The organism is Lentzea albidocapillata subsp. violacea (assembly GCF_900100275.1).
Taxonomy (GTDB): domain Bacteria; phylum Actinomycetota; class Actinomycetes; order Mycobacteriales; family Pseudonocardiaceae; genus Lentzea; species Lentzea violacea.
The window spans coordinates 1-23,154 of the sequence record NZ_FNET01000003.1 but is presented as its reverse complement, the minus strand read 5'-3'; the positions used below and the strand labels follow the sequence as shown (position 1 = coordinate 23,154).

Genomic DNA, 23,154 nt, shown 5'->3' with positions numbered 1-23,154 from the left:
ACTGCGGGAGCAGCAGTTCGTGGTGAACTGCTGCTCCCGCAGGTATAGCTGGATGACGCTCGGAGTGCGGGGTGGCCCCGCACTCACCGCGGAGGAGCAGTGATCTGACGAACGCAGACACGGCTCGCCCCGCGGTGGGGCATCAACGCTTGGAGTACTGAGGCGCCTTGCGGGCCTTCTTCAGACCGTACTTCTTGCGCTCCTTGACCCGCGGGTCACGAGTGAGGAAGCCGGCCTTCTTGAGGACCGGACGGTCCTCGGAGTCGACGGCGATCAGCGCACGCGCGATGGCGAGACGCAGCGCACCGGCCTGGCCGGTGATGCCGCCGCCGTGCAGGTTCGCGATGACGTCGAACGTCTCGGGCTTCTCCGTGGTGACGAGCGGCTCCCTGATGAGCTGCTGGTGCACCTTGTTCGGGAAGTAGGTCTCGAGGGTCTTGCCGTTCAGCGTGAACTTGCCGGTGCCGGGCACGAGGCGGACGCGGACGACGGCCTCCTTGCGGCGGCCGACGGTCTGCGCGAGGTGCGCGGCGCCGTTCAGCGAGAGGGCGACCACCGGCGCGGAGGTCTCTTCGACGACCTCGGCCTCGGCCTCGGCGGCGTCGGCCTCGGGGGCGTCAGCGTCAGCCTCGACGGCCTGGGCCTCAACAGCCTCGGGAGCCTCTTCGGCCTCAGGAGCGTCGACGACCTCGGCCTCGACAACCTCGGCCTCGACCTCGGGGGTCTCGACCTCAGGGGTCTCGTTCTCAGGGGTGGTCACAGGAACTTCCTCGGTGTTCTCGTCGCTCACTGGGCGATCTTCTTGATCTCGAAGGCCTGCGGCTGCTGCGCCTCGTGCGGGTGGCTCGCGCCTGCGTAGACCTTGAGCTTGTTCGCGATCTGACGGCCAAGGCGGTTCTTGGGCAGCATGCCCTTGATCGCCTTCTCCACCAGGCGGTCCGGACGCGTGTCCAGGACCTCGCCGAAGGACTGCTTGCGCAGACCACCGGGGAAGCCGGAGTGGCGGTACTGGAACGCCTGGTCGCGCTTCGCGCCGGTCAGAGCGACCTTGTCAGCGTTGATGATGACAACGAAGTCACCAGTGTCAACGTGAGGCGCATAAGTCGGCTTGTGCTTGCCGCGCAGCAGCGTCGCGGCCTGGGTGGCGAGCCGGCCGAGCACCACGTCCTGGGCGTCGATCACATGCCAGGTGCGGGTCACCTCACCGGGCTTCGGGCTGTACGTGCGCACGGATCTACCTCGTCGTCACTTGCGTCTGGGGTCACTGCGGCGGTTGCCCCAGACCGATCTTGGACGAACCAAGCGGAGGTTCCGAGACAGGCGCGACACATAGGGGTGCCAGCTACCGCACAACAACGTCAGAAGATACCGGATGGGTGGCGTGAGGACCAAAACGGCCCCTCCGAAGCCACCTCACCATGGACATACGCGAGCCCCGGACCACGTGGTTCCGGGGCTCGCGAGAGATCGTGTAGTCAGCGACGACTTACCAGCGTCCCTGGTTCTGCCTCTCAGCCTGCTCGTAAGCCTCGCCGGACTGCTGCACGGCGGTACCGATGGCGGCGAGCACGGCCTGCAGGTCCGCGGCGGCCTTGTCCCACTTGTCCTGCGCTGCCTGGTACTGCGTGGCGGCGTCACCGGTGTAGCCGGAAAGCGTCGACGTCACCTTCGTGCGCAGGTCGTCCAGCTGCTGGTCAACGCTCTTGGCGGCGCTGCTGATCTGCGAAGCCGCGTTTGCGACCTCGGCGAAGGTAACCTGAATCTGACCACTCATTGCCATCTCCCCTGGATCTGTTTCGAAGTCTGGAAACGCTGGAAACTACTGACGAACGAAAGCGAGATCAGCCGCTGAGCCGGCCGGTGATGCCGGTCATGCTCTGCTGCTGCTCCTCCTCGTTGCGGGCGTAGACGTCGGCGGAGCTGGAGATCTGCTCGGCGATCGCCATCAGCGCTTCCTGCACCTTCGTCGCGTCCTCGTGGAAGCGCGTCATCAGGTTGCCGAACGCGGTGGCGGCGTTGCCCTTCCAGGTGCCGGCCAGCGTGTCGACGGTGCTGCCGACCTGACGGAGCGTGCCCTGCGTCTGCTCGTTGACGTCGGCAATGTGCTTCGCCAGGGCGTCGAGCTCTTCAGCCGTAACGGTCAATGCCATTGGGAGATGCCCCCTTCAGAGAAGTTCAAGTCGTACTTCTTGGTTCGTACGCCTCTTCCGACGAGGACCCTGCCACGTCGGTTCCGTCCTGTCGCGACTTCGTTCGAAGTAGTTGCGCTAGTAAACGGCTCCGGGTGAAACCGGGAGTCAGTAGAGGATTCGCGACTGCGAAAAGTCCTCGTCATCGTCACTCACACGGGGAAGCTGACCACTCGGACCGGCGACGGCCGAAGAACCGAGAGTCACCCGTTCCGTCTCAGCTGGAACGAGTGCGGCCGGTTCGGTGGCGTCCGGCACCTGTTCGACGGCCAGCCCGCGGTCGGTGCGGAACCCCCTGGCTGCCTCCCGGACGTCGGCAGGTGTGGCCTGGCCGCCGGGCTCGATCTTGCGATCACGGGCCAGCGCTGCGAGGTCACGCGTGCGTTCCCGCAGCTTGGCGTTGCGTTCACCGATCTCACCCGACGCGCGGCGGGCACGGGTGACCGCTGCTCCGACCTCGGCGCGGAACCGGGCGAGGACCTCGGTGGCGGACATCGGCGACTCCCTGACGTTGCGGCTACGACTTGATGACCAGTGAGCGGACGATCTGCTCGCAGGCGGTGCTGACCTGGGCTTTTGTGGCTTCCGTCGCCTGACATCCGATGCTCACCTGATGCTCGCCCGCGAACTGGATGTACCAGTCGACACCGGTCGTCCCGACCACTTCGCGATAGTGAACAACAGACTTGCCCGCGAATGAGCTTTTTTCGGAGAAGTCGGCGACCACATCGCCTTTCTCCTTGCGTTGTTCAAAGGTGTTCTTCAACTCACTCAGCGCGCGAGCGCGATCCGCGTCGCTGTCGTACTCAAGTGTTTGCTCCTGCACAGCAATACGTGCTTCCGGCTGTTCGCCATCGGAATTCCTGCGATCAATCGGTTGCAAAAGCACCTGGCGGACGGGTGCGGCACCGCCCGTCTGCTCCCACCCGTCCGGCCGGACGAAGCTGTAGTCGTACACGGCGATCCGGTCGCCCTGCGGAGCCGGCTGTTCCTGCGTCCCCTTGGGCTTCAGCCAGTAGTAGCCCCCGACGCCGGCTGCCGCGAGCACGGCCACGACACCGATCGTGATGAACAGAGGCGCCTTGCTCTTCTTCCGCGGCGGTGGCGAGGCAGCGGGGAACGAGACCGGGAACTGCCCGGACGGCGGTGGCGTGATCCGGCGGGTGATCTTCCGGGTGGCCTCGTCGCCGACCCGCAGATTGTGAGTCACCTCACCCGACGGACCCTTCGGCTGGGGCACGCCACCTGTCCGTTCCGGGTCGAGGCTGACCGCCCGCAGCGCGCCGCGGGCCACCACCGTCTCCGGCTGGTCGATGCTCGTCGGCACCACCCGGATCTGCTCGTGCACCATGCGCGCGACCAGCGGGATCCGGCTGGACCCGCCGACCAGGAACACCCCCGCGAGCTGCTGGGGAGCGAGACCGGCGTCGCGGACCGCGGCGCCAGCCAGCGCGGCCGCCCGGCTGATCGGCGCGGCGATCAACTGCTCCAGGTCCGAGCGCGTCACGTGCGCGTCGGGGAACGGCGGCGGCATCGGCACGTCGGTGTAGGCGTGCCGGGACAACGTCTCCTTGGCGCCGCGCACGTCCTGCCGCAGCACCCGCCGCTTGCGCCGGTCGGCCATCTCGCGGCCCTCGACGAGCTGCTGCCACGCCTCGGGGTCCTTGGCCGCGACCAGCCCGCCGACGTGTTCGAGCAACGCCTGGTCGATGTCCGCGCCGCCGAAGCTCGGGTCGCCCTTCGCGGACAGCACCCGGAAGCTCCTGCCCGCCCGCGCCACCACGCTGGCGTCGACCGTGCCGCCGCCGAGGTCGAGCACGGCGAGAGCGGCACCGTCCGGAATGGAGTGGCTCGCGGAGTGGAAGACGGCGGCGGCGACCGGTTCGGGCACCAGCACCACCTCACGGCCGAGCCCGCGGGCCGCCTGCAGCAGGACGCGGGTGCGGACGGTGCCCCAGTCCGCGGGGTGGGTGAGGACAAGAAGGTCGACAGGCGCTCCGCCACCAACGCGCCGTGCTTCTCCCACGGCCCGTGCCAGCACCGCCCGCACAACGTCCACAACGGGCAGCACGGTGTTGCCGAGCAACAACTCCCCCTCGTCGACACGGCGCTTCGGGTGCGGCTCGTAGCGCGCGGGATCGACAGCCGCCTGGCGTTCGGCCTCCTGGCCGACGAACAAGGTGCCGTCGGCGGCCGCGAACACGGCGGACGGCACGAGCGGCTGGCCGTCGAACACGACGACCTGCGGCTCCCGCCCATGCGCGGAGATCGCCACACAGGTGCTCGACGTGCCGAAGTCGACCGCGACGTGCAGGCTCATGCACATTCCCCTCTTCCGAGCACATGCTTACCGGATGCGACTGAGCTGGACGACACGGATGACGAAGGTCGCCATGTCCGATTTCAGCCCAGCGCCGCCACGACGTCGACCCGCCCGGTGGGAACCCCGTCGAGCAGTACTTCGAACGGGCCCAGCACCCGGAACTCGACGCTCACGATCGCGCCTACCGGCGGGCCTGCTCCAGCACGGCCCGCAGTCGTTCTTCCGCATCGGCGTCACCCGCGTCGGCGTAGTCCTCCAGGGCGGCGGCCGCCACGTCGATCCCCTTGCCCACGAGACCGAGCGCGAGGTTCGCCTCGGCGACCGCGGCCAGCGCGCGCACGGTTCCGCGGCGCTCGCCCAGCGACTCGAAGACGTTCAACGCCTTCTCCGCACCGACCAGCGCGGCGTGGGCGTCGCCTTGGGCGAGGTCGGCTCGTGACACGAGCACCCTGCAGTAGGCGGCACCCCTGTCGTCGCCGAAAGCGGTCATCAGGTCGAGCGCCTCCCGGGCCGCCGCACCCGCTCTGCCGGCGTCACCGCTGGCCAGCGCGGCTGTTCCCATCCGGTTGAGCATCGAGGCGATCTCGTTGTGCTCGCCCGTCTCCCGGCTGATCACCAACGCCTCGTCCAGGACCCGCGCCGACTCCGTGTGACGTCCTTCGGCGCCGAGCATCGTGCCCAGCTCACGCAGGGCGCTCAGCTGTGTGAGCTGCAGACCGCTCGCTCGCGCGGCGGCCACCGCGCGTTCGGCGATCGCGAGCTGCGGCTGTCCGGTGTGGAGCATCGTGAAGTACGCCACCGCTCCCAGCGCGCAGGCGAGCTCGGCCTGGGCTCCGACGGCCTCGAAGCCGTCCGCACAGCGGGCGTACTCCGCGATCACCTCCTCGTTGACCCCTCGCGTCACCACCTGGCTCATCAGCCGGAGGTGCGAACGCCAGGCGATCAGCTCGTCGCCCTGCGCGAAAGCCGCATCCCGGACGAGCTCGCACACCCGCAAGATCCGCTCGTGCGGGTGGTAGCAGTCGAGGTAGACGAACGCGCGGTGCATGAGGTTCTCGGCGGACTCGACCCAGCCGCGGTTCAGGCACAGCATGATGGCCCTGTCCACGTTGACCTGCTCGGCGAGCAGCCACTTCTCCCTGCCCTCGACCAGCCGGTCGAGCTCGGAGACCTCCAGCGCTCGGGACCTCGTGATGGGGCGCTTCGGCGCGTCGTCCGCGGCGAACCAGTCCCGCGCCGCGTCGTCGGCGAGCGTCACCATCACGTCGACGTAGTCGCGCAGGGCTGCCGTGGCCTCCTCGGGAGGTTCCTCGCGCACCAGCTCGGCGGCGTAGACCGCGAGCAGGTCGTGCATGCGGTAGCGCGGTTCACCGGTCACGTCGAGACCGACCTCGTCGACGAGGTTCGCCTCCACCAGCCGTTCGACCAGTCGCTCACCGTCCCCGCCCGCGAGCACCCCCACGGTCCAGGCCGCGACGTCGGTCGCGCCGAGCAGTCCAAGCCGGCGGAACGCGGTCGCCGCGTCGGCGGGCAAGGCCTCGTAACTCGGCCCGAACGACGCGCGAACCTCCAGATCGCCGGTGGCGAGCTCGTCGAGCCGGCGCCGTTCGTCGGACAACCGCCCGGCCAGCGACCGCAGCGGCAACGACTCGCGGGCGGCGAGCCGTGCGCCGACGACCCTCAGCGCGAGCGGCAACCCACCGCACGCGCCGACGATCGCGCGGACGGCGGCCCGGTCGGTAGCAGCACGGGACAAACCGATGACGCTCTCCAGCAACGCCGACGCGTCCTTGTCGCTCAGCGGCGGCAACCGCAGACCGTGCGTACCTTCGACCTGGACCAGGCGCTGCCTGCTGCTGATCAGCGTCGCGCAGCCGGCCGTTCCCGGCAGCAGCGGCCTGACCTGCTCCGGCCCCGCCGCGTCGTCCAGCACCACCAGCATCGCGCGATCGGCCAGCTGGGCGCGGAAGGCCGCGGCACGGGCTTCCAAGCCGTCCGGCATGCCGGTGACCGACACGCCCAGGGCGAGGAGCAGCTCACCGAGCACCTCGGCCGGATCGCGCGGTGCGGAACCGGCGCCGTTGAGCCGGACGAACAGCTGGCCGTCCGGGAAGCGGTCGCGCAGCCGGTGGGCGGCCTTGATCGTGAACGCGCTCTTGCCCACGCCGGGAGCGCCGCTGAGCACAACGACCGGCACCCCGCCCTGCGTCGCGAACATCTCCTCCACCTGGTGCAGCAGTCGCTCACGGCCGACGAAGGCCGACGTGTCGGGCGGCAGCTGGCAGATCACCTTGTGGTCAGGCGCCTCCACCTCCCCCTTGAGCAGCGCGAGGTGCAGCCTGGACAGTTCCGGTGAGGGGTCCACGCCCAGTTCCTCGGCCAGCAGCGCGGTGATCTCGCGGTAGCTCTCGAGCGCCTCCGCCTGCCGGCCGGACCTGGCCAGCGCCGTCATCCGCTGCGCCCAGAAGCGTTCCCGCAACGGGTGCTGCCGCACCAGCTCGCTCAGCTCCGCGACCAGTTGCCCGGCCTGGCCGCGGCTCAGGTCGGCGTCGATCCGGCGCTCCAGCACGCCTACGCGTTCGTCTTCGAGGCGCGGCACGTCCTCGCGGTGCAACGCGTCCGATGCCACGTTCGCCAGCGCCGGCCCACGCCACAGTTCCGTCGCCGAGGCGAAGTCACCCTCGAGCACGAACTCGCGGAAGCGCAACAGGTCGAGCTCCTGCGGTGCCACCTCGACCAGGTAGCCACCGGCGGTCGTGCGCACCCGGTTCGCCTCGCCGAGGGCCCGCCGCAGCCGCAACACCGTCGTCTGCAGCGTCTTGTGCGCACGGTCGGCGGTCGGCGGTTCGCCGTCCCACAGCCGGTCGATCAACTCATCGACGGACACGAACTGGTTGGGGCGCAGCAGCAACGTCGCGAGCAGCACCCTGCCGCGACCTGCCGGGACGAAGACCGGTTCGCCGTCCGCCAGCACCTCGAGCGGGCCGAGCACCCGGAACTCGACGTTCACGATCACCCCCAGAACACGCTCCCCTCGGGACGAGTGTCGCACCGGGCCACGGCACCCCGCAGTTCTTCGGCGGTGCCGGGAGAGCTCGGAGATCCGGTTCCGCAGCTGTTCATCCCTGCCTCCGTTTCCTGCAACGAAGACGCGTAAGCACGCAGCAGGTCGTGCGACGAGTGCCGGTTCATGGCCCCTGCACCTGGGACCGTCCACAGTGGAGTGACGTGTGAGTGGCGTCCGGCAGGCTCATCACCAGCCGAGGACGACAGCGACAGGGTTCGCCTGGGGGATCGCTGTCGTCCGGCTGTCGTCCCGCCGCGGCACAGGGTGCGCACGCGGTACTCGGCTCGCAATGGTCCCCCTGGGTTCCACGGTCAGTTTAGACGGTGTGTGATCGCGGTGTGAGCGAAGTGTGAGCGGGGTGGGGCACGGTAGTTCTCAGCGGTGCTGGTGGCAAGGGTTTCTGGGGGGCCACCAGCACCGCTTCATCAGTTTCCGGGTGTCTCGCGGCCGTGACCGAAGTGTGAGCGCGACCGGGCACAGTGGTCACCAGCCGGAGCGACGAGAGTGACATTGAGGTTCTGGGGGGTGTCACGATCGCCGAACTCCCTGGCCGCCCCTCCCAGTGGTGCGGTCAGGGTGGAACTCCGGTCATGGGGGAACCGGACAGTCCCCTGCTGTTCGGTGAAGGCCCGCGGCTTCGGCTGCGGGCCTTTTTCATTGCCGGGGAACGGTGTCATCGAGACGTGAGCGGCGCGTGAGCGGTGTGCGGCAGAGTTCTGCCCAGCCGGTTCGGAGGAGTCAGCCTGGGGGTGGCTCGGAAGAACAGGATCCGGAACGCCGGTGCGGTCGCCTCCCTCTTGGCCGCATCGGCGTTCCGGATCCGGCGGCCGGGGGAAGGCATTACCTGGAAAGGCCCGTGGCTTCGGCCGCGGGCCTTTCCAGGTAATGCCTTCCCCCGGAACGACTCGTGGGTGGCCCCGCCGTTGCGGCGAGACCACCCACGAAGACGTTGCCACAGGGGCTAGTCCGGCGTGATCCAGGCGAACTGGATGCGCTGCTGACCGTGCTTGCGGGTCACCAGCGTGCCCCGGCCGGGAGGCTGCGGCGACGGCTTGAGGTTGCCGACGATGTTGCCCTCCTCCTTCGAGCCGGAACCGACGAAGATCGGCGCCGAGATCTCCTTCAGCTTGCCCATGATCGGGTCGTACATCGCGCGGGACGCACCACCCATGCGGCGGACGACCACGATGTGCAGACCGACGTCCTTGGCCTGAGGGATGAACTCGGCCAGCGGCTGCATGGGGTTCGCACCGCCCTGCGGAGCGACCAGGTCGTAGTCGTCGACGATGACGAAGACCTCGGGGCCCTTCCACCAGGAACGGTTCTTGAGCTGTTCCTGCGTGACGTCCGGACCGGGCATGCGGCCGGCGAGCGAGCCCTTGATCTCCTGCACGTTCTGCGTGAACTGCGGGCCCGACACCGCGTAGGTGAGCAGGTGGTCGGTGTCGATGAAGCCGAGCATCGTGCGGCGGTAGTCCGCGAGCAGGATCAACGCCTCGGACGAGGTGTAGCTCTGCATGATGCCGCGGACGATCGTGCGCAGGATGTTCGTCTTGCCCGACTCACCGTCCGCCAGCGCCATGAAGTGCGGGTCCGCGTCGAAGTCCAGGTAGACCGGCGCGAGCTCGTCCTCGTTGACGCCGACCGGGACGAGGCGCCCGCGGTTGGGGTAGGCCTGCTGGACGTGGGCCATGAACTGCCCGTGGTCGAGCAGGTCGGGCAGCATCCGGACCTGCGGGGCGCGCGGGCCCTGCCACGCCGCCGTGAGCTTGCTCGCGAGGTCGGCGACGCCCGCCGTGACGCTGTTCGCGTCCTGCGAGGTGTCGATGCGCGGCAGGCCCACGAGGTAGTGCAGCCGGCGTCCGGTGGAACCGTCCATGACGATGCCGCGGCCAGGACGGCCCGGCGGCACGTTGACCGCCACCTTGCGGTCGACCTCGGACTCGCTCGGGTCACCGAGCCGCAGCTCGAAGCGCGTGCCGAGGAGGTCCTTCATCGCGGGCCGGATCTCCGCCCACCGGCTCGCGCCGACGATCACGTGCACGCCGTAGGACAGACCCTGCGCGGCGAGCGCCTGGATCTGCGGCTCGACCATCTCGAACTCCTGGCGGAAGTTCATCCAGCCGTCGACGATCAGGAACGCGTCACCGAACGCGTCGTCCTTGATCTCACCGCGACGCTTGCGGTTGCGGAACTCGGCCAGTTCGATGCGCTGGTCGCGCCAGCGGAGCTCGCGTTCCGCGATCAGGGTCTGCAGCTCGGCCACCATGCGGCGGACCTTGTCGACGTCGAGACGACCGGCGAAGCCACCGACGTGCGGCAGGTCCTCCATCGCGGCGAGCGAACCACCACCGAGGTCGATGAGGTAGAACTGCACCTCCTCCGGCGTGTGGGTGAGCGCCATCGACGCGACGAGCGTCCTGAGCATCATCGACTTGCCGGACTGCGGGCCACCGACGATCGCGCCGTGTCCGGCCGCACCGGAGAAGTCCGCCCACAGCAGGTCGCGGCGCTGCTCGAACGGCTTGTCGACGATGCCGACCGGGATCTGCAGCGTGCTGTTGGCCGGGTAGCCCGGCGACGTGAGACCGCGGTCCGGGGTCACGTCGAGCGGCGGCAGCATCGTGTCCATGGTCGGCGGCTCGTTGAGCGGCGGCAGCCACACCTCGTGCGCGGGCGGGCCCTGGCCGTAGAGGCGTTCGACGATGAGCTCGAGCTGGGTCGGCTCGTTCGCGTCCTCCTTGACCGGCTCCGCGACCTTCACCGGCTCGAGCGGGCGCTCCGGCTCCTTCGGGATCTCGATGAAGTCCGGCACGAAGAAGCGCGGGCGCTTGTCACTGCGCACGGCCACCGACTCACCGGCGGACTGCATGCCCGCGGGACGGTAGGTGCCCGAGACGTAGAGCGCCTTGAACCTGGTGAGCGGCATGCCCTGCACGCTCAGGTAACCCGAGCCCGGGATCGGCGGCAGCTCGTAGGCGTCCGGCACACCGATCGCCGCGCGGGACTCCGCCGCGTTGAACGTCTTCAGACCGATCCGGTACGACAGGAACGTGTCCAGACCGCGCAGCTTGCCTTCCTCGAGCCGCTGCGACGCGAGGAGCATGTGCATCTGCAGCGACCGGCCGACACGACCGATCTGGAGGAAGATGTCGATGAAGTCCGGCTTCGCCGTCAGCATCTCGGAGAACTCGTCGATGCAGATGAACAGCGCGGGCAGCGGGTCGAGCTGGGCGCCGTTCTCACGGGCCTTCTCGTAGTCCCAGACGTTCTTGTAGTTGCCCTTCGCCAGGACCTCCTGACGCCGCGACACCTCGCCCTCGATGGCGTCCTTCATGCGGTCGACCAGGCTGAGGTCGCCGGCGAGGTTGGTGATCGTGGCGGCGACGTGCGGTGCCTTGTCCAGGCCGAGGAACGTCGCACCACCCTTGAAGTCGACGAGGATCATGTTGAGCGCCGTCGACGAGTGCGAGGCCAGCAGGCCGAGCACCAGCGTGCGGAGGAACTCCGACTTGCCGGAACCGGTCGCGCCGATGCACAGGCCGTGGGGGCCCATGCCGTCCTCGGCCGCTTCCTTGATGTCGAGCTCGACCGCCTGGCCGTGCTCGCCGATGCCGAACGGGATGCGGTAGCGGTCGCGCTTGGGCCGCGGCCGCCACGCCTGCTGCACGTCGAACGTGATCGGGTCGCCGGGAATGCCCATGAACTCGAGCAGCGGCGGGTTGTTGCTCATCGCCAACGGGTCCTCGCCCGAGTCGCCACCGGCCTCACCGGCGGCGCCCATGCGGTAGGGCGAAAGCCTGCGGGCGAGCGCCTCGGACTCCACGATGGACAGCCGGTCCGGGGCACCGAACCACTCGACACCGGTCGCGGAACGGGCGCCCAGCTGGTTGTTCTCGACGACGAGCCGCAGACCGCGCCGCGCCGTCAGGTTGCCCAGGCACTCGCTCAGGTCCAGCAGCGTGACGCCGACCAGACCCTCCTCGAGGATGATCATCTCTTCGCGGCTGATGTCGCCGTCGTCGATGACGATCACGATGTGCGGCTGGTCGGGCGGCGGCGGGGCGTTGCGGGTGAACCGCTGCCGGTCGCGCAGGTTCTCGTCCAGCATCGCCTCGACCTCGGCGAGCGAGTTCGCCATCATGCGACGCTGGCCGATGCCGTCGATGTCGGTGGGGTGCTGCGCGTGCGGCAGCCACTTCGCCCACTCCCACAACTGCTTGGTGCGGCCCGCGCTGACGACCGCGATCAGCAGGTCGTCCGGGGCGTGGAAGGTGACGAGCTGGGCGATGAGGGCGCGCGCGACGTCACGGCGGTCCTCGATCTCACCGAGCAGGCCGACCGCGGCGAAACCGCGCAGTGCGATGGAGATCGGGAGGTCGGGCACGAGCGAGTGGGCGCGCACGAAACGGCGCAGCGCCAGCGTCGCGATCGGCTCGAGCTCCTCGACGGGACCGGTCTGCGGCGGCACCAGGCGGGTCGCGAGACGCTGCGAGCCCCGGCCCGCGCGCAGGTGGCAGAAGTCCGGGTCGTTCTGCCGGCGTTCCCACATGCGCCTGGTGGTGGCGAGCGACCACAGCATCTGCGGGTCGGGGTGCACCCACTCGCGCTCGGCGCGCTGCTCGTCGGCGGCCTCACGGGCGCGGTCGCGCATCTGGCCGAGGTACCGCAGGTAGTCCTTGCGGTCCTCGTTCATCTCGGCTTTCTTCTGGCCCTTGCCCGAGCCCATGCCGCTCGCCATCATGCCGATGGTCGAGATCATCATCATGCCCGGCATGATCATCGCCGCGGGCTGCCGCGGCATGAACACGAGCATCATGCCCATCATGCCCATCGACGCCACGATCATGACGACGGGCATCGCCTTCATCATGATGTTGCCGGGGATGATCCGGGGGACCTCGGGTGGCGGTTCAAGGTGGACCTCACCGCCCGGAGGCCGGGGAGCAGCAAGGCGTGCCGTTCGCTTGAACTGCAGCGTGCTCAACTGACAGGCACCTCTTCGACTCGTTACGCCACCAGTAGCAACCGACACTATTGCGCATCCGCGCGCGTCACGAAGGTGGGTCGGAAAAAAACCCAGTCGAACGTGTTCTGCGAACCACACGTGCAAGAGGCGTCGGTCCGGCCATACTAGGGCCGCCCGGCAGTCGTCCAGGTGGACCAATAGGGTCGGGCGCATCGTTTGCAAGTGCTGATCTGACTTAGGGGGCCCTGGTGGCGACCGGTACGACGGTGTTCAGCCGTGTCACGGTGGTGGCACCTCGAACGCGTATCGACGTCGCGCTGCCTGCCGATGTGGCGGTGGCCGATCTCCTGCCGATGTTGCTGGACATGGCGAGAGAGGCCACTCCGGACGGCGGCGTGCGGCACGGTGGCTGGTGCATCGCCAAGCTCGGCGACAACCCGCTCGACCCGGCGCGCACGCTGGCTTCGCTCGGCGTCGTCGACGGCGAGCTGCTGCAGTTGCGGCGCCGCAACGAGAATCCGCCGCCGCCGTTGTACGACGACGTCGTCGACGCGATCGCGGAGTCCGATCCGGACTCCTTCCGGCCGTGGACCAAGGAGACCGCGCAGCGGTTCGGTCACCTGGCCGGCGCGATCGCGCTGATCGCGTCCGCGGTGGCGTTGTTCCTGTCCGGCCCGATCACGCAGGGCGGTTCCGGCAGCGGTCTCGCGGCCGCGATCGCCGGTGGTGTCGGCGCGATCGCCATGCTGGCGGCGGGCGCGACGATCTCGCGGGCGTACAGCTCGGCGTCGACCGGTGTGCTGATCGCCGCGTGCGGCTCGCTGCCGCTGGCGTTCGTCGCGGGCTTCCACGCCGTGCCCGGCGTCGGCTTCAACCCGAAGATGCTGCTCGCATCCGCGCTGATGATGATCTTCGCGTGGGGCGGCATCCTGCTGATCGGCCAGGGCATCACGGTCTTCATCGCCGCGGCGACCGGCGGCACCCTCGTGGCGCTGGCGTTCCTCGTCGCGACGTTCGTCGAGCACCCGCTGGCCGGCGTGGCCGCCGCGACCGGTGCCGTGGCGCTCGCCGCGCTGTCGATGCTGCCGAGGCTCACGCTGCAGCTGGCCAAGATCCCGCCGCCCGTCGTGCCGACGAACGCCGAGGACCTCAAGGAGGACAGCGGCTTCCCGGAGTACGCGGTCATCGAGCGTCGCACGGCCGTCGCGCACGAGTACCTGACGGGCATGATCATCGGCACCGGCGTGGTCGCGGCACTGGCCGCCATCGTCGCCGCGGGCGCCGACACGGTCTGGGGCCCGATCTACGGCGTGGTCGTCGCGATCGTGCTGATGATGCGCGGGCGGGCGTACGCGAACGGCGCGCAGGCCGTCGCACTGCTGTCGACCGGCATGTTCGCCAGCGCGGGCATCCTGATCGGCTGGCTGATCTCGTCGACCTCGTTCGACCGCATCGCGTTCGTCTTCGGCGCGCTGTTGCTGCTGGGCGCGCTCGCGCTGGTGCTCGGTGTGATCTTCCCCGGCCAGAAGTTCTCGCCGCCGTTGCGCCGCACCGTCGACATCATCGAGGCGATCCTGATCGCCTCCGTGCTGCCGCTGGCGCTGGCGGTCATGGACATGTACCAGGTGTTCCGAGGCTTGATCACGCTATGAGGACCGGCATCAGGCGCACCACGGCGGCCGCGACCGCCGGACTGCTGCTGCTGACGGGGACGCTGCCGCAGGCCTCCGCTCAGCCGTCCTCCACACCGGCGGCCGCGCGGCCGAACTCGGTGCCGCCGGACCTGCCGCCCGGCACCCCGCCGCCGGCGGACGAGGGCAAGGCCGACGTGCCGTACGAGCGCACCAACAAGGGGTGCGTCGAGTCCGACACCAAGAGCGAACTGATCAAGACCATGCCCTGGGGCCAGGTCCAGCTGAACCTGGACCAGGCGCACCGGTTCGCCAAGGGCAACGGCATCAAGATCGCGATCATCGACACCGGTGTCGACCCCCGCAACCCGCGGTTCGGGAACCGGGTCGTCGGTGCCGGTGAGTACGTCAACGGCAACAAGAACGGTCTGGACGACTGCGACGGCCACGGCACCGAGGTCGCGGGCGTCGCCGCGGCGGCCAAGACCGAGGGCGACTTCGTCGGCGCCGCACCGGAAGCGACGATCCTCGCGATCCGCCAGACCAGCGACCGCTTCGAGTACAAGGGCGACGCGAACAACGAGAAGCGCGCGTCGGCCGGCAAGGTCGGCACGCTGGCGCAGGCCATCGTTCGCGCGGCGAACCAGGACGCCAAGGTCATCAACATCTCGCTGACGAACTGCAGCAATCCCAAGGGATTCAGCGCGGACGACCAGAAGCTGCAGGCCGCCATCAGGTGGGCGGTGGACGTCAAGAACGTGGTGATCGTCACGGCGGCTGGCAACCTCAGCGACCAGGGCACCGGCTGCGCCGCCCAGAACAACAACCTGGACCCGGCCAACGTCAACTCGGTCTCGTCGCCCGCGTGGTTCGCGAACGACGTGCTGTCCGTGGCGTCGATCGCCCGCTCCGGCGAGGTCTCGGCGTTCAGCGTCTGGGGCCCGTGGGTCAGCATCGCCGCACCGGGCGAGGAGATCATCTCCGTCGACCCCAAGGGCACCGGCCTGACCAACGCGAACGTCACGGCGCAGGGCGTGCAGGACATCAAGGGCACGAGCTTCGCGGCCCCGTACGTCTCGGGGATCACGGCGCTGGTGCGCGAGCGGTTCCCGCACCTGAACGCACGCCAGGTGATGGACCGCATCAAGGCAACGGCCCTGCACCCCGGCAACGTGTCCGGAAAGGACAACAAGATCGGCTACGGGATGATCAACCCCGTCGCCGCGCTGACCGCGGTGCTGCCCGCCGAGTCCAAGGGCTTCCAGAAGGAGCAGTCCAAGGAGATGAACACGGCCGTCACCCCGCCACCGGGGCTGGACTGGCCGCCGATCATCGTGGCGTTGTCGGGCATCGGCGTCGGCGGCGGGTTGCTGTTGCTCACGTTGTTCGTGCGCAACTCGCTGAACCGCAAGCGCGGCCGCCCGGCCTAGGCTCCGCAGACGAGATCGGCCCCGCTGGAGAGCATCCCAGCGGGGCCGATTCACGTCGTCACGTCAGTCGTCGTCGCCGATCGTCTTCGGCGCGGCCTTCTTGGGCTTGCCGAGCAGGTCCTCGATCGAGCCGGTGAGCCGCTGCTTCGGCTTGTGCTCCTTGTCGCCGCCCTGCTGACCGCCTCCGCCCGCCATGCCGCCCATCATCGGCATGCCGCCCATCATTCCGCCGGGAGCAGCCCCAGGACGGCCACCAGCGGCCGCGGCGGCCGGAGCCGCCCCGGCACCCTTGTCCGCCAACGGAACCTGCTCAGCGACGCCCGTGGCGCCACCGAACTGCATCGGCTGCGGTGCCGCGGCGGCCGGCGCACCGACCGAACCGACTCCTCCGGCACCAACGCCACCACCGCCAACCCCGCCGCCGCCACCGCCCGGTGAGGCACCGGTGCTCGCGGCGGCCGTGGCCGAGGCCCTGGCCGGTTCCGGCATCCTGGCCTCCGGCTTGACGGGCGCCGCGTAGGTCCAGTCCCTGTCGGGATACCTGTGCTCCATCCGCACGTCACCGAAGCCGGCCGCGTCACCGGACACCCCGTCGCACAGCTTCAGGAACGCCTCCAGCACCTGCCGCGCGGACTCGTGCAGTTCGCGGACGGGATCCTTGAGGTCCTCGATGTGCCTGATCGCGCGCTGGTCGCCGTCCAGCGGCAGCGAGGCCGTGCCGGACACCGAGTCGGCGGCGTCGGCGAGCACGTGCGCCATGTCCTGCACGATGACGCGCACGCCGTCCGCGGTCTCCTCCAGCGCGTCCGCCATGGCGTTCATCGCGTCGGACATGTCGCCGCCCGCGAGCCCCACCTTGCGCATGTGGTCTAGGAACGCGTCGGCGTCCTTGCCCTCCCACCGCGCGTCGACCCCGCCCAGCGGCGCCGTGACGTGGTTGTTGACCGCCTCGGTCACCTTCGCGGCCTTGCGCCAGCGTTCGGCTTCCTCGCGCAGGTCGTTCCAGTCGCCCACCAGCGGGTCGAAGAAGTCGTGCACGAGGTCCACGACACCGAGCTTGCGGCTGACCTGCGAGAGGTAGTCGAGCTCGGGACCGACCTCGGCCGCGATCTGCTTGCCGTCCTTGGCCATCACAGCTCCCCCTACCGCCGGTCGGCCTTCTTGATGGCCTGCAGGGCGTCGTCGTCGCCCCTGCCATGTGCACTGGCGACGGCGTGCAGGCCCTTGGCGGCCGCATCGAGCGTGTCGCAGGCGCGGACGAGCTGCGAGTTGAGCAGTTCGGCCGCACGCGCGTAACCCTGGGCCGTACCGACGGTTCTGCCGATCTCGCCGAACGACTGCGGGCGCAGCGGGGACACCTTCATGGCGTCCCGCACCCGCCTCAGATCGTCCGTCGTGCCGTCGATGCGGTCGGCGTACTTCTCCAACCACTCGGCATCGACGCTGATACGACCGGCCACAGCTAGTCCCCCTACGACACTCCGGGTGCACTTCGTCCGCATTCGACGGTGATGCACCCGGAGCGGTTCCGCTACTTCTGCACGGCCTGCGGATCCTTGATGGTGCCCTTGGGCACCGGGATCGAGTCGTAGCTGCGGTTCGCCTCGTTCTTGTTGAGCTGCGGTCCCATCGGCAACAGGCTCAGGATCTGGTTCGGTGCCGGCGCGAACGTCCCGTCGAGACCCAGCGCCGCCGCGGTCGCCGCGTCCGGGACGCCGTAGCGGACGCCGCGACCCGTGACGATCTGCACCGGCCCGGTCCCGAAGTCGCCCTTGCCCTGGCTAGCCCGCACGACGGCGGCCTTGCCCGGCAGCATCAGGAACTCGTCGAGGATCTCGCCCGTCGCACCCGTCGCGTTCAACTCGACCGGGGTCATCTCCTTCGGACCGGGCAGCTTGGCGCCGATCGTCACGGAGGTGTGCTCGGCCTTGGTGTCCTCCGTGTAGTTGTCGGCCTTCCAGCCCAGGCACAACACGGTGTTGCCGGGGTTCGCCTCGAGCGTCGTCGGGATCCGCTCCGGGTAGGAGTCGAGCTTGAGCGGGGACTTCGGGTCCCGGTGGTTCACGACCGCGTTCGGCGTGAGCGGGATCGACTTCTCGTTGTTCGAGTACGACCAGCGCAGCAGGTCGCCGACGGTCTGGTCGACCTCCTGGAAGCCGTCCTTGAGCGCCACCATGTACGTCGCGGTGCCGGTCAGGTTCACCTCGACGACCTCGCCGATGTTCACGTTCGTCTCAGTGACGTAGGTCGCCTTCTTGCCCTGGTCGGCGATGACCGGCGCGATCAGCGGGGCGACCTCGGGGATCGCGTTCAGCATCGCCGTGCTGATCGCGCGCGGCTGCTTGCCCTTCAGCCTGAGGGCGTTCATCACCTTGTCGTTCTTGAGGTCCACTTCGGCGCGGACCGTCGACGACGAGATGTTGCCCAGGTCCTTGGGCTTCTTGTAGATCAGGTACGCCTTCTTGGCGCCGGTGCGCTGCTGCACCAGAATCGCCTCGTCGCCCAGTTCGGGGTTGCCGCCGCTCACACCGGCGATGACGGAGGTCTTGATCTGGTTCTCCGCCGCCTGGTTCTCCCGGAACTCGTCCAGGTCGAGCGTGTCGCAGACGGACCACTGCGCGTCGATGCGGAGGTTCGCCTTCGGCAGCACGTCCGGAGCGTCCGGCAGGCCGGTCAGCCGGCCGCGCGGCAGGTTCGCGAGAGCCTTCTCACTCACCAGCTTCGGGGTCCCGCCGGCCGCCCCCTGCTGACCGCCCGCCGTGCCGGCCGGTGCGTCGCCGCCGCCCTGACCCTGCTGCGCGTCGGGGCTGTTGCGCGAGTACCAGAGCAGCCGGGCCGAGGCCAGGTTCGTCATCGGGATCAGCCGGCGTGGCGCGTTGTCGACCACGTAGACCTGGCCGGTCTCCTTGCTGATGGCGATCTGCGTCTCGTTGTCGAGCTTCGGCGCCGGGCTGAAAAGGCCGACGATGAGGAAGCCCAGCAGACCGACGACGCCGAGGACCACACCCACCGCTGTCGCGCGCGAGTGGTTGCGCATCGGGTCGTGCAGCATGACCGCGTCTCTGCGGACAAGCGCGGACTGCATCCGCTGCAGGACGAATCGGTAGGCCTGGACCTGTGACTTGGTGGTGGGTGTTGATGCCATTCTCGGCTCGCTGCTCTCCCAGTCGCGGTACGGTTCGGCAGGATAGCCGGACGCAGGTTGCTCCGTGGGCCGGTTCGCCAAGCCCGCCGACCATCGAGGGGAAAGAGACCACAACGGATGTCCGTGACCACTCCACATCCGCCCCGGCCCAACCCAGGGATGGCACGGCCGAAGGGACCCGGGGGGCCTGGCCAGCAGGCACCTGCGCCGCCCCGCCCTGTCGGGCGTGTCCGTCGCAGCACTTCCGGCGCCAGCCTCGGTTCGTTGCCGGTCTCCAACGTAGTCACGATCGAGGTCGGTCTCGCGATCGCACTCCTCGTGCTCACCCTCATGGGCGTCAAGCAGGGCGACGCGCTGAACGTCGTCTCGGTCTCGATCGCCGGCGGTGTGCTCCTGATCGCACTGATCCTGGCGTTCACCCGATCGCGTGGTCGCTGGCTCACCCAGTGGATCGGCGTCCGCCTGCGCTACAACTTCCGGTCGCACAGCCGCACCGCGAAGCGCCTGGACCCGCAGGAGTCCAAGCCCGGTGACGACGAGATGCAGGTGCTCGGCCCGGAGGACCCGCGCGTCGCGTTGCTGCGACTCGCGATCCCGGACCTGGTGATCGCGAAGGGAGTCGACCACGAACGCCGTCCGCTCGCGCTGTCGTGGCACGAGGGCGTGTGGACCGCGGTGCTGCTGGTCGACCCGACGCCGCCGCTGATCTCCGCGGTCGGCTCGGCGCCGTCGCTGCCGCTGGGAGCGCTCACCCCGTGCCTCGAGGACCGCGGTGTCGTGCTGGACGCGATCACCGTGATCTGGCACTGCTACCCCGGCAGCGCGGCACTCCCGCCGAACTCGCCGGCGATCAGCTCGTACATGGAGGTGCTCGGCCCGCTGCCCGCGGCGGCCCGGCGCACCACGTGGATCACGGTCCGGCTGGACCCGCGCCGCTGCGGCGAGGCGATCCGGGAGCGCGGCGGCGGCGTCGTCGGCGCGCACCGGGCGCTGATCGGCGCATTGTCCCGCGTCCGCAACGCCCTGGAGTCCGCGGGCGTCACGATCCGCCCGCTCGACTCGGACGAGCTGCTGCGCGCGGCGATCTCCTCGGCCGAGCTCACCGCGGCCGTCGGCAACACGAACCCCGTGTCGCTGCGCGAGAAGTGGGCGGGCGTCACCGCGGGTGGCGTCGGTCACGCGAGCTACGCGATCACCGGCTGGCCGTCCAAGGGCCTCAAGGGCAACCTGAACGCGCTGACCGGTGTGCGCGCTCTCTCGTCGACGCTCGCGATGTCCATCTCACCGTCCCGTGAGGACGGTCAGGTCTCGCTGCGCGGCCTGGTGCGGGTGAGCGCCCGCACGCCGAGCGAGCTGGACCGCGCCGAGGACCAGTTGTCCAAGCTGGGCGACAAGCTCGACATCACGCTGACCCCGTTGCGGGGCATGCAGCTCGCGGGCCTCGCCGCGACGCTGCCGCTGGGAGGTGTGGCATGAGCTCGTCGTCCCGTCTGCTCGACACGCGCGGCCGCGGTGCGGTGGCACCGGAGTTCCTGGTGTCGCCGGACATGCTCGACCTGGTCAGCCCCAGCGGTGACCGCGGCGGCATGATGCTCGGCCAGGGCACTAAGGGCGAGCCGCTCAGCGTGTCCGTGCTGCGCCCGACGCCGACCCGCATGGTGGTCGTCGGCGGCCTGTACCTGGCCCGCCAGATCGCGTTGCGCGCCATGGCGACCGGAGCGTGGATCATCATCGCGACGGGCCGTCCGCAGGCGTGGCAGCCGGTCGTGCGCGCCGCGGGCCAGGGCCCGGACGGCCGCCCATCTCAGTTGGTGCAGCTGCGCCGGCTGTCCCCGGCGGACCTCCCGCGCCCGACCGAGGACATGCCGCTGCTGGTGATCCACGACGGCGGCCACGTCCCGCAGGAACTGTTCCCGCCGCGCGCGCCGTGGCAGACCACGATGTACGTGCTGCCGTACCTGCACCCGCAGGCGTCGTCCACGGCGAACAACGCGGACCTCGTGCTCCTGCAGCGCCTCCCGATGGGCCAGGCACAGCTCGCCGGCCAGATGTGGCGCCTGCGCCCGCAGATGTTCCAGCAGCTCACCCAGCTCAAGGACGACCAGGTCATCGCGATGGGCCAGGACATGTGGGCGCACCTGCGCCTCTACACGACCCCGGCCGAACAGCAGATCCTCGGAGCAGTCCGCAGAGGCGATTGAGACGCTCAGCAAATAGGCAAAACCTGCGCCCCGAACGGACAACCGTTCGGGGCGCAATTGTTTTGTAAAGAGATCAGCAGCACCAACTAATTCACAAAGCTGACCAAATCTGTTGATTCGGCATTCGAAGGCAATTTCGTGGACCTTCTTGTGCGAAATCAGTCCGCGCCACTAAGAAAACTCTCACCTGCACAACCCTGCGACGAGGGAGCTTGCTGCTATGGGAGAATCGTGGGCCAGGCGAGCGGCTGGAATCGGACTGGTGGCGGGCACTGCGCTCGTCCTGTCGTCCGTCTCCGCCACCGCTGCGCCCGAGGGGGAGATTCGCAACCTCGGTGCGTCCAACGCGGTGAAGGACAACTACATCGTCGTGCTGAAGGACGTGAGCACGTCAAGCGCGGATAACCTCAGCGCTAAGTACGGCGCGAAGGTGAAGCACTCTTACAAGTCCGCTTTGCGCGGTTTCTCGGCACAGATGTCCGAAACCCAGGCCAAGCGCCTGGCAGCAGATCCGGCCGTCGCCTACGTCGAACAGGACGGCGAGGTCCGCGTCTCCGACACGCAGACCCCGACCCCGTCGTGGGGCCTAGACCGCATCGACCAGCGCACGCTCCCGCTCGACAACAGCTACACCTACCCGAACCGCGGCACGGGCGTCACCGCCTACATCATCGACACCGGCATCCGCATCTCCCACACCGACTTCGGCGGCCGCGCCGTACACGGCAGGGACACCGTCGACAACGACGACGACGCCACCGACTGCAACGGCCACGGAACCCACGTCGCGGGCACCGTGGGCGGCACCAAGTACGGCGTCGCCAAGGACGTGAAGCTGGTAGGCGTCCGAGTCCTCAACTGCTCCGGCAGCGGCACCTTCGCGGGCGTCATCGCAGGCATCGACTGGGTCACCGAACAGGTGACCAACACCCCCGCGAACAAGCCCGCGGTAGCCAACATGTCCCTGGGCGGCGGCGCCAACCAGACCGTCGACGACGCCGTGAAACGCTCCATCGCCGCAGGCGTCACCTACGGCCTGGCGGCAGGCAACGACAACGGCAGCAACGCCTGCAACACCTCACCGGCCCGCACCCCCGAGGCAATCACCGTAGGCTCAACGGACCGCACCGACGCGCGCAGCTCGTTCTCGAACCTCGGCAGCTGCCTCGACATCTTCGCCCCAGGCCGCGAAATCACCTCGTCCTGGCACACCAACGACGAAGCCACCAACACCATCAGCGGCACGTCGATGGCCACCCCGCACGTGGTGGGCGCAGCAGCCGTCTACCTGGGCTCGTCCCCCACGGCCACTCCGCAACAGGTCCGCGACGCCCTGGTGGAAAACGCCACCTCAGACGCCGTAACGACCCCAGGCACCGGCTCCCCGAACAAGCTCCTCCACATCACCGGCACGGCCCCCGGCAACCCGCCCGGCCAGTGCCCGGCCGTCACCAACGACACCGACACCGCCATCCCGGACGCCAGCGAGGTCAAGTCCGCGATCACCGTCGCCGACTGCAACGGCAAGGCCAGCACCACCGGCTCCGTGAAGGTGGCCATCAAGCACACCTACCGAGGCGACCTGGAAGTGTCCCTGATCGCCCCCTCGGGCACGGTGAAGGTCCTGAAGGTCAGCAACGGCTCAGACAGCGCCGACGACCTCAACGCCACCTACGCCGTAAACATGTCCGCAGAGGACGCCAACGGCACCTGGCAACTCAGGGTCCGCGACCTCTACCGCCAGGACACGGGCCACATCGACTCGTGGACGCTCGACATCTAGCCAAGCCGCACCACCACGGAGCCCCCGGTCCCCCCGCCGGGGGCTCCTCCCTTTCCGGAAGGGCAGGCAGGCTGACGCAGGGGTACCCCCTGGCGAAAGGTCCCCCGCGACCCAACGTACAGAGCAGGTCTGACACTCCGACGAGGTCACGGCTGCGCGAAGCAGCGCAAGCAGGGCGAGCCGAGGCACGACGACACGAGCCGGACGAGGCGGGGCGCGGCACGGCACCGGCACGGCGTAACGCGGCGAGCGAGCCGGGGTGGGGCAAGCGAGCGGGGCAGAGCAGGCAGGGTAAGCGGGATGGCGCTGGGCGAGCGGGGCGGGCACGGCGCGACGCGGGCAGGCGAGACGCGGCAACCGAGCCGAGGTGGGGCACGGCGCGACGCGGGCAGGCGAGACGCGGCAACCGAGCCGAG

The 23,154-nt window shown here is 69.2% G+C and carries 16 protein-coding genes; 5 read left to right on the top strand and 11 right to left on the bottom strand.

Annotation, left to right across the window (positions count from 1 at the left end; translation table 11 throughout):
• Positions 1-142 precede the first annotated feature (142 nt).
• The 8 genes from rpsI to eccCa all read right to left on the bottom strand — a co-directional run bounded on the left by rpsI (position 143) and on the right by eccCa (position 12,566).
• The gene (rpsI, locus tag BLR21_RS43625) at positions 143-760 is read right to left on the bottom strand and encodes a 30S ribosomal protein S9 (RefSeq protein ID WP_256334551.1); all 618 of its coding nucleotides are present in this window, start codon (positions 758-760) and stop codon (positions 143-145) included.
• A 26-nt stretch (positions 761-786) separates the two neighbouring features.
• On the bottom strand, positions 787-1,230 hold the full coding sequence (gene rplM, locus BLR21_RS07940) for a 50S ribosomal protein L13 (RefSeq protein WP_030478339.1): 444 nt from the start codon (positions 1,228-1,230) through the stop codon (positions 787-789).
• A gap of 256 nt (positions 1,231-1,486) precedes the next feature.
• Positions 1,487-1,774 (bottom strand): WXG100 family type VII secretion target, encoded by a 288-nt coding sequence (locus tag BLR21_RS07935; RefSeq protein ID WP_176929533.1) that lies wholly within the window; start codon positions 1,772-1,774, stop codon positions 1,487-1,489.
• 67 nt (positions 1,775-1,841) lie between these two features.
• Positions 1,842-2,150: a WXG100 family type VII secretion target gene (locus BLR21_RS07930; RefSeq protein WP_090005161.1), complete on the bottom strand. Its 309-nt coding sequence runs from the start codon at positions 2,148-2,150 to the stop codon at positions 1,842-1,844.
• A gap of 147 nt (positions 2,151-2,297) precedes the next feature.
• Positions 2,298-2,684 (bottom strand): hypothetical protein, encoded by a 387-nt coding sequence (locus tag BLR21_RS07925; RefSeq protein ID WP_090005159.1) that lies wholly within the window; start codon positions 2,682-2,684, stop codon positions 2,298-2,300.
• 22 nt (positions 2,685-2,706) lie between these two features.
• Positions 2,707-4,509 carry a type VII secretion-associated protein gene (locus BLR21_RS07920; protein WP_090005587.1) on the bottom strand — a complete coding sequence of 601 codons (1,803 nt, stop codon included), beginning with the start codon at positions 4,507-4,509 and terminating at the stop codon, positions 2,707-2,709.
• Positions 4,510-4,693: 184 nt separating this feature from the next.
• On the bottom strand, positions 4,694-7,522 hold the full coding sequence (locus tag BLR21_RS07915) for an AfsR/SARP family transcriptional regulator (RefSeq protein ID WP_176929532.1): 2,829 nt from the start codon (positions 7,520-7,522) through the stop codon (positions 4,694-4,696).
• A gap of 1,018 nt (positions 7,523-8,540) precedes the next feature.
• Positions 8,541-12,566, bottom strand: coding sequence for a type VII secretion protein EccCa (gene eccCa / locus BLR21_RS07910; protein ID WP_090005156.1), 4,026 nt, complete (start codon positions 12,564-12,566; stop codon positions 8,541-8,543).
• A 230-nt stretch (positions 12,567-12,796) separates the two neighbouring features.
• Here eccCa and eccD point away from each other — a divergent pair, with 230 nt between their 5' ends.
• The gene (eccD, locus tag BLR21_RS07905) at positions 12,797-14,200 is read left to right on the top strand and encodes a type VII secretion integral membrane protein EccD (RefSeq protein WP_090005153.1); all 1,404 of its coding nucleotides are present in this window, start codon (positions 12,797-12,799) and stop codon (positions 14,198-14,200) included.
• The gene (gene mycP, locus BLR21_RS07900) at positions 14,197-15,609 is read left to right on the top strand and encodes a type VII secretion-associated serine protease mycosin (protein WP_090005151.1); all 1,413 of its coding nucleotides are present in this window, start codon (positions 14,197-14,199) and stop codon (positions 15,607-15,609) included. Before eccD ends, mycP begins: the two co-directional genes overlap by 4 nt.
• A gap of 63 nt (positions 15,610-15,672) precedes the next feature.
• On the opposite strand, the gene BLR21_RS07895 is transcribed toward mycP, so the two are convergent.
• From BLR21_RS07895 to eccB, 3 genes are all read right to left on the bottom strand, one after another.
• Positions 15,673-16,740 (bottom strand): WXG100 family type VII secretion target, encoded by a 1,068-nt coding sequence (locus BLR21_RS07895; protein ID WP_256334550.1) that lies wholly within the window; start codon positions 16,738-16,740, stop codon positions 15,673-15,675.
• A gap of 11 nt (positions 16,741-16,751) precedes the next feature.
• On the bottom strand, positions 16,752-17,069 hold the full coding sequence (locus BLR21_RS07890) for a hypothetical protein (RefSeq protein ID WP_256334549.1): 318 nt from the start codon (positions 17,067-17,069) through the stop codon (positions 16,752-16,754).
• A gap of 71 nt (positions 17,070-17,140) precedes the next feature.
• Entirely contained in the window at positions 17,141-18,754 is a 1,614-nt protein-coding gene (gene eccB, locus BLR21_RS07885; protein ID WP_090005586.1) for a type VII secretion protein EccB, read from the bottom strand.
• Between the two features lie 159 nt (positions 18,755-18,913).
• Here eccB and eccE point away from each other — a divergent pair, with 159 nt between their 5' ends.
• The 3 genes from eccE to BLR21_RS07870 all read left to right on the top strand — a co-directional run bounded on the left by eccE (position 18,914) and on the right by BLR21_RS07870 (position 22,738).
• Complete coding sequence (eccE, locus tag BLR21_RS07880; RefSeq protein WP_420843862.1) at positions 18,914-20,230, top strand: type VII secretion protein EccE; 1,317 nt, start codon at positions 18,914-18,916, stop codon at positions 20,228-20,230.
• A complete protein-coding gene (locus tag BLR21_RS07875) occupies positions 20,227-20,955 on the top strand; it encodes a hypothetical protein (RefSeq protein ID WP_030478326.1) in 729 nt (242 codons plus the stop codon). The genes eccE and BLR21_RS07875 overlap by 4 nt, the downstream gene beginning before the upstream one ends.
• A gap of 220 nt (positions 20,956-21,175) precedes the next feature.
• Positions 21,176-22,738: a S8 family peptidase gene (locus tag BLR21_RS07870; RefSeq protein WP_090005144.1), complete on the top strand. Its 1,563-nt coding sequence runs from the start codon at positions 21,176-21,178 to the stop codon at positions 22,736-22,738.
• Positions 22,739-23,154 lie beyond the last annotated feature (416 nt).

What these genes read in the sequence shown, in the direction of transcription:
- BLR21_RS07930 (WP_090005161.1), bottom strand. Translation starts at nt 2,150, where the DNA reads ATGGCATTGACCGTTACGGCTGAAGAGCTCGACGCCCTGGCGAAGCAC.
- eccE (WP_420843862.1), top strand. Translation starts at nt 18,914, where the DNA reads ATGGCACGGCCGAAGGGACCCGGGGGGCCTGGCCAGCAGGCACCTGCG.
- BLR21_RS07895 (WP_256334550.1), bottom strand. Translation starts at nt 16,740, where the DNA reads ATGGCCAAGGACGGCAAGCAGATCGCGGCCGAGGTCGGTCCCGAGCTC.
- BLR21_RS07870 (WP_090005144.1), top strand. Translation starts at nt 21,176, where the DNA reads ATGGGAGAATCGTGGGCCAGGCGAGCGGCTGGAATCGGACTGGTGGCG.
- eccB (WP_090005586.1), bottom strand. Translation starts at nt 18,754, where the DNA reads ATGGCATCAACACCCACCACCAAGTCACAGGTCCAGGCCTACCGATTC.
- BLR21_RS07875 (WP_030478326.1), top strand. Translation starts at nt 20,227, where the DNA reads ATGAGCTCGTCGTCCCGTCTGCTCGACACGCGCGGCCGCGGTGCGGTG.
- BLR21_RS07920 (WP_090005587.1), bottom strand. Translation starts at nt 4,509, where the DNA reads ATGAGCCTGCACGTCGCGGTCGACTTCGGCACGTCGAGCACCTGTGTG.
- BLR21_RS07935 (WP_176929533.1), bottom strand. Translation starts at nt 1,774, where the DNA reads ATGAGTGGTCAGATTCAGGTTACCTTCGCCGAGGTCGCAAACGCGGCT.
- BLR21_RS07925 (WP_090005159.1), bottom strand. Translation starts at nt 2,684, where the DNA reads ATGTCCGCCACCGAGGTCCTCGCCCGGTTCCGCGCCGAGGTCGGAGCA.
- mycP (WP_090005151.1), top strand. Translation starts at nt 14,197, where the DNA reads ATGAGGACCGGCATCAGGCGCACCACGGCGGCCGCGACCGCCGGACTG.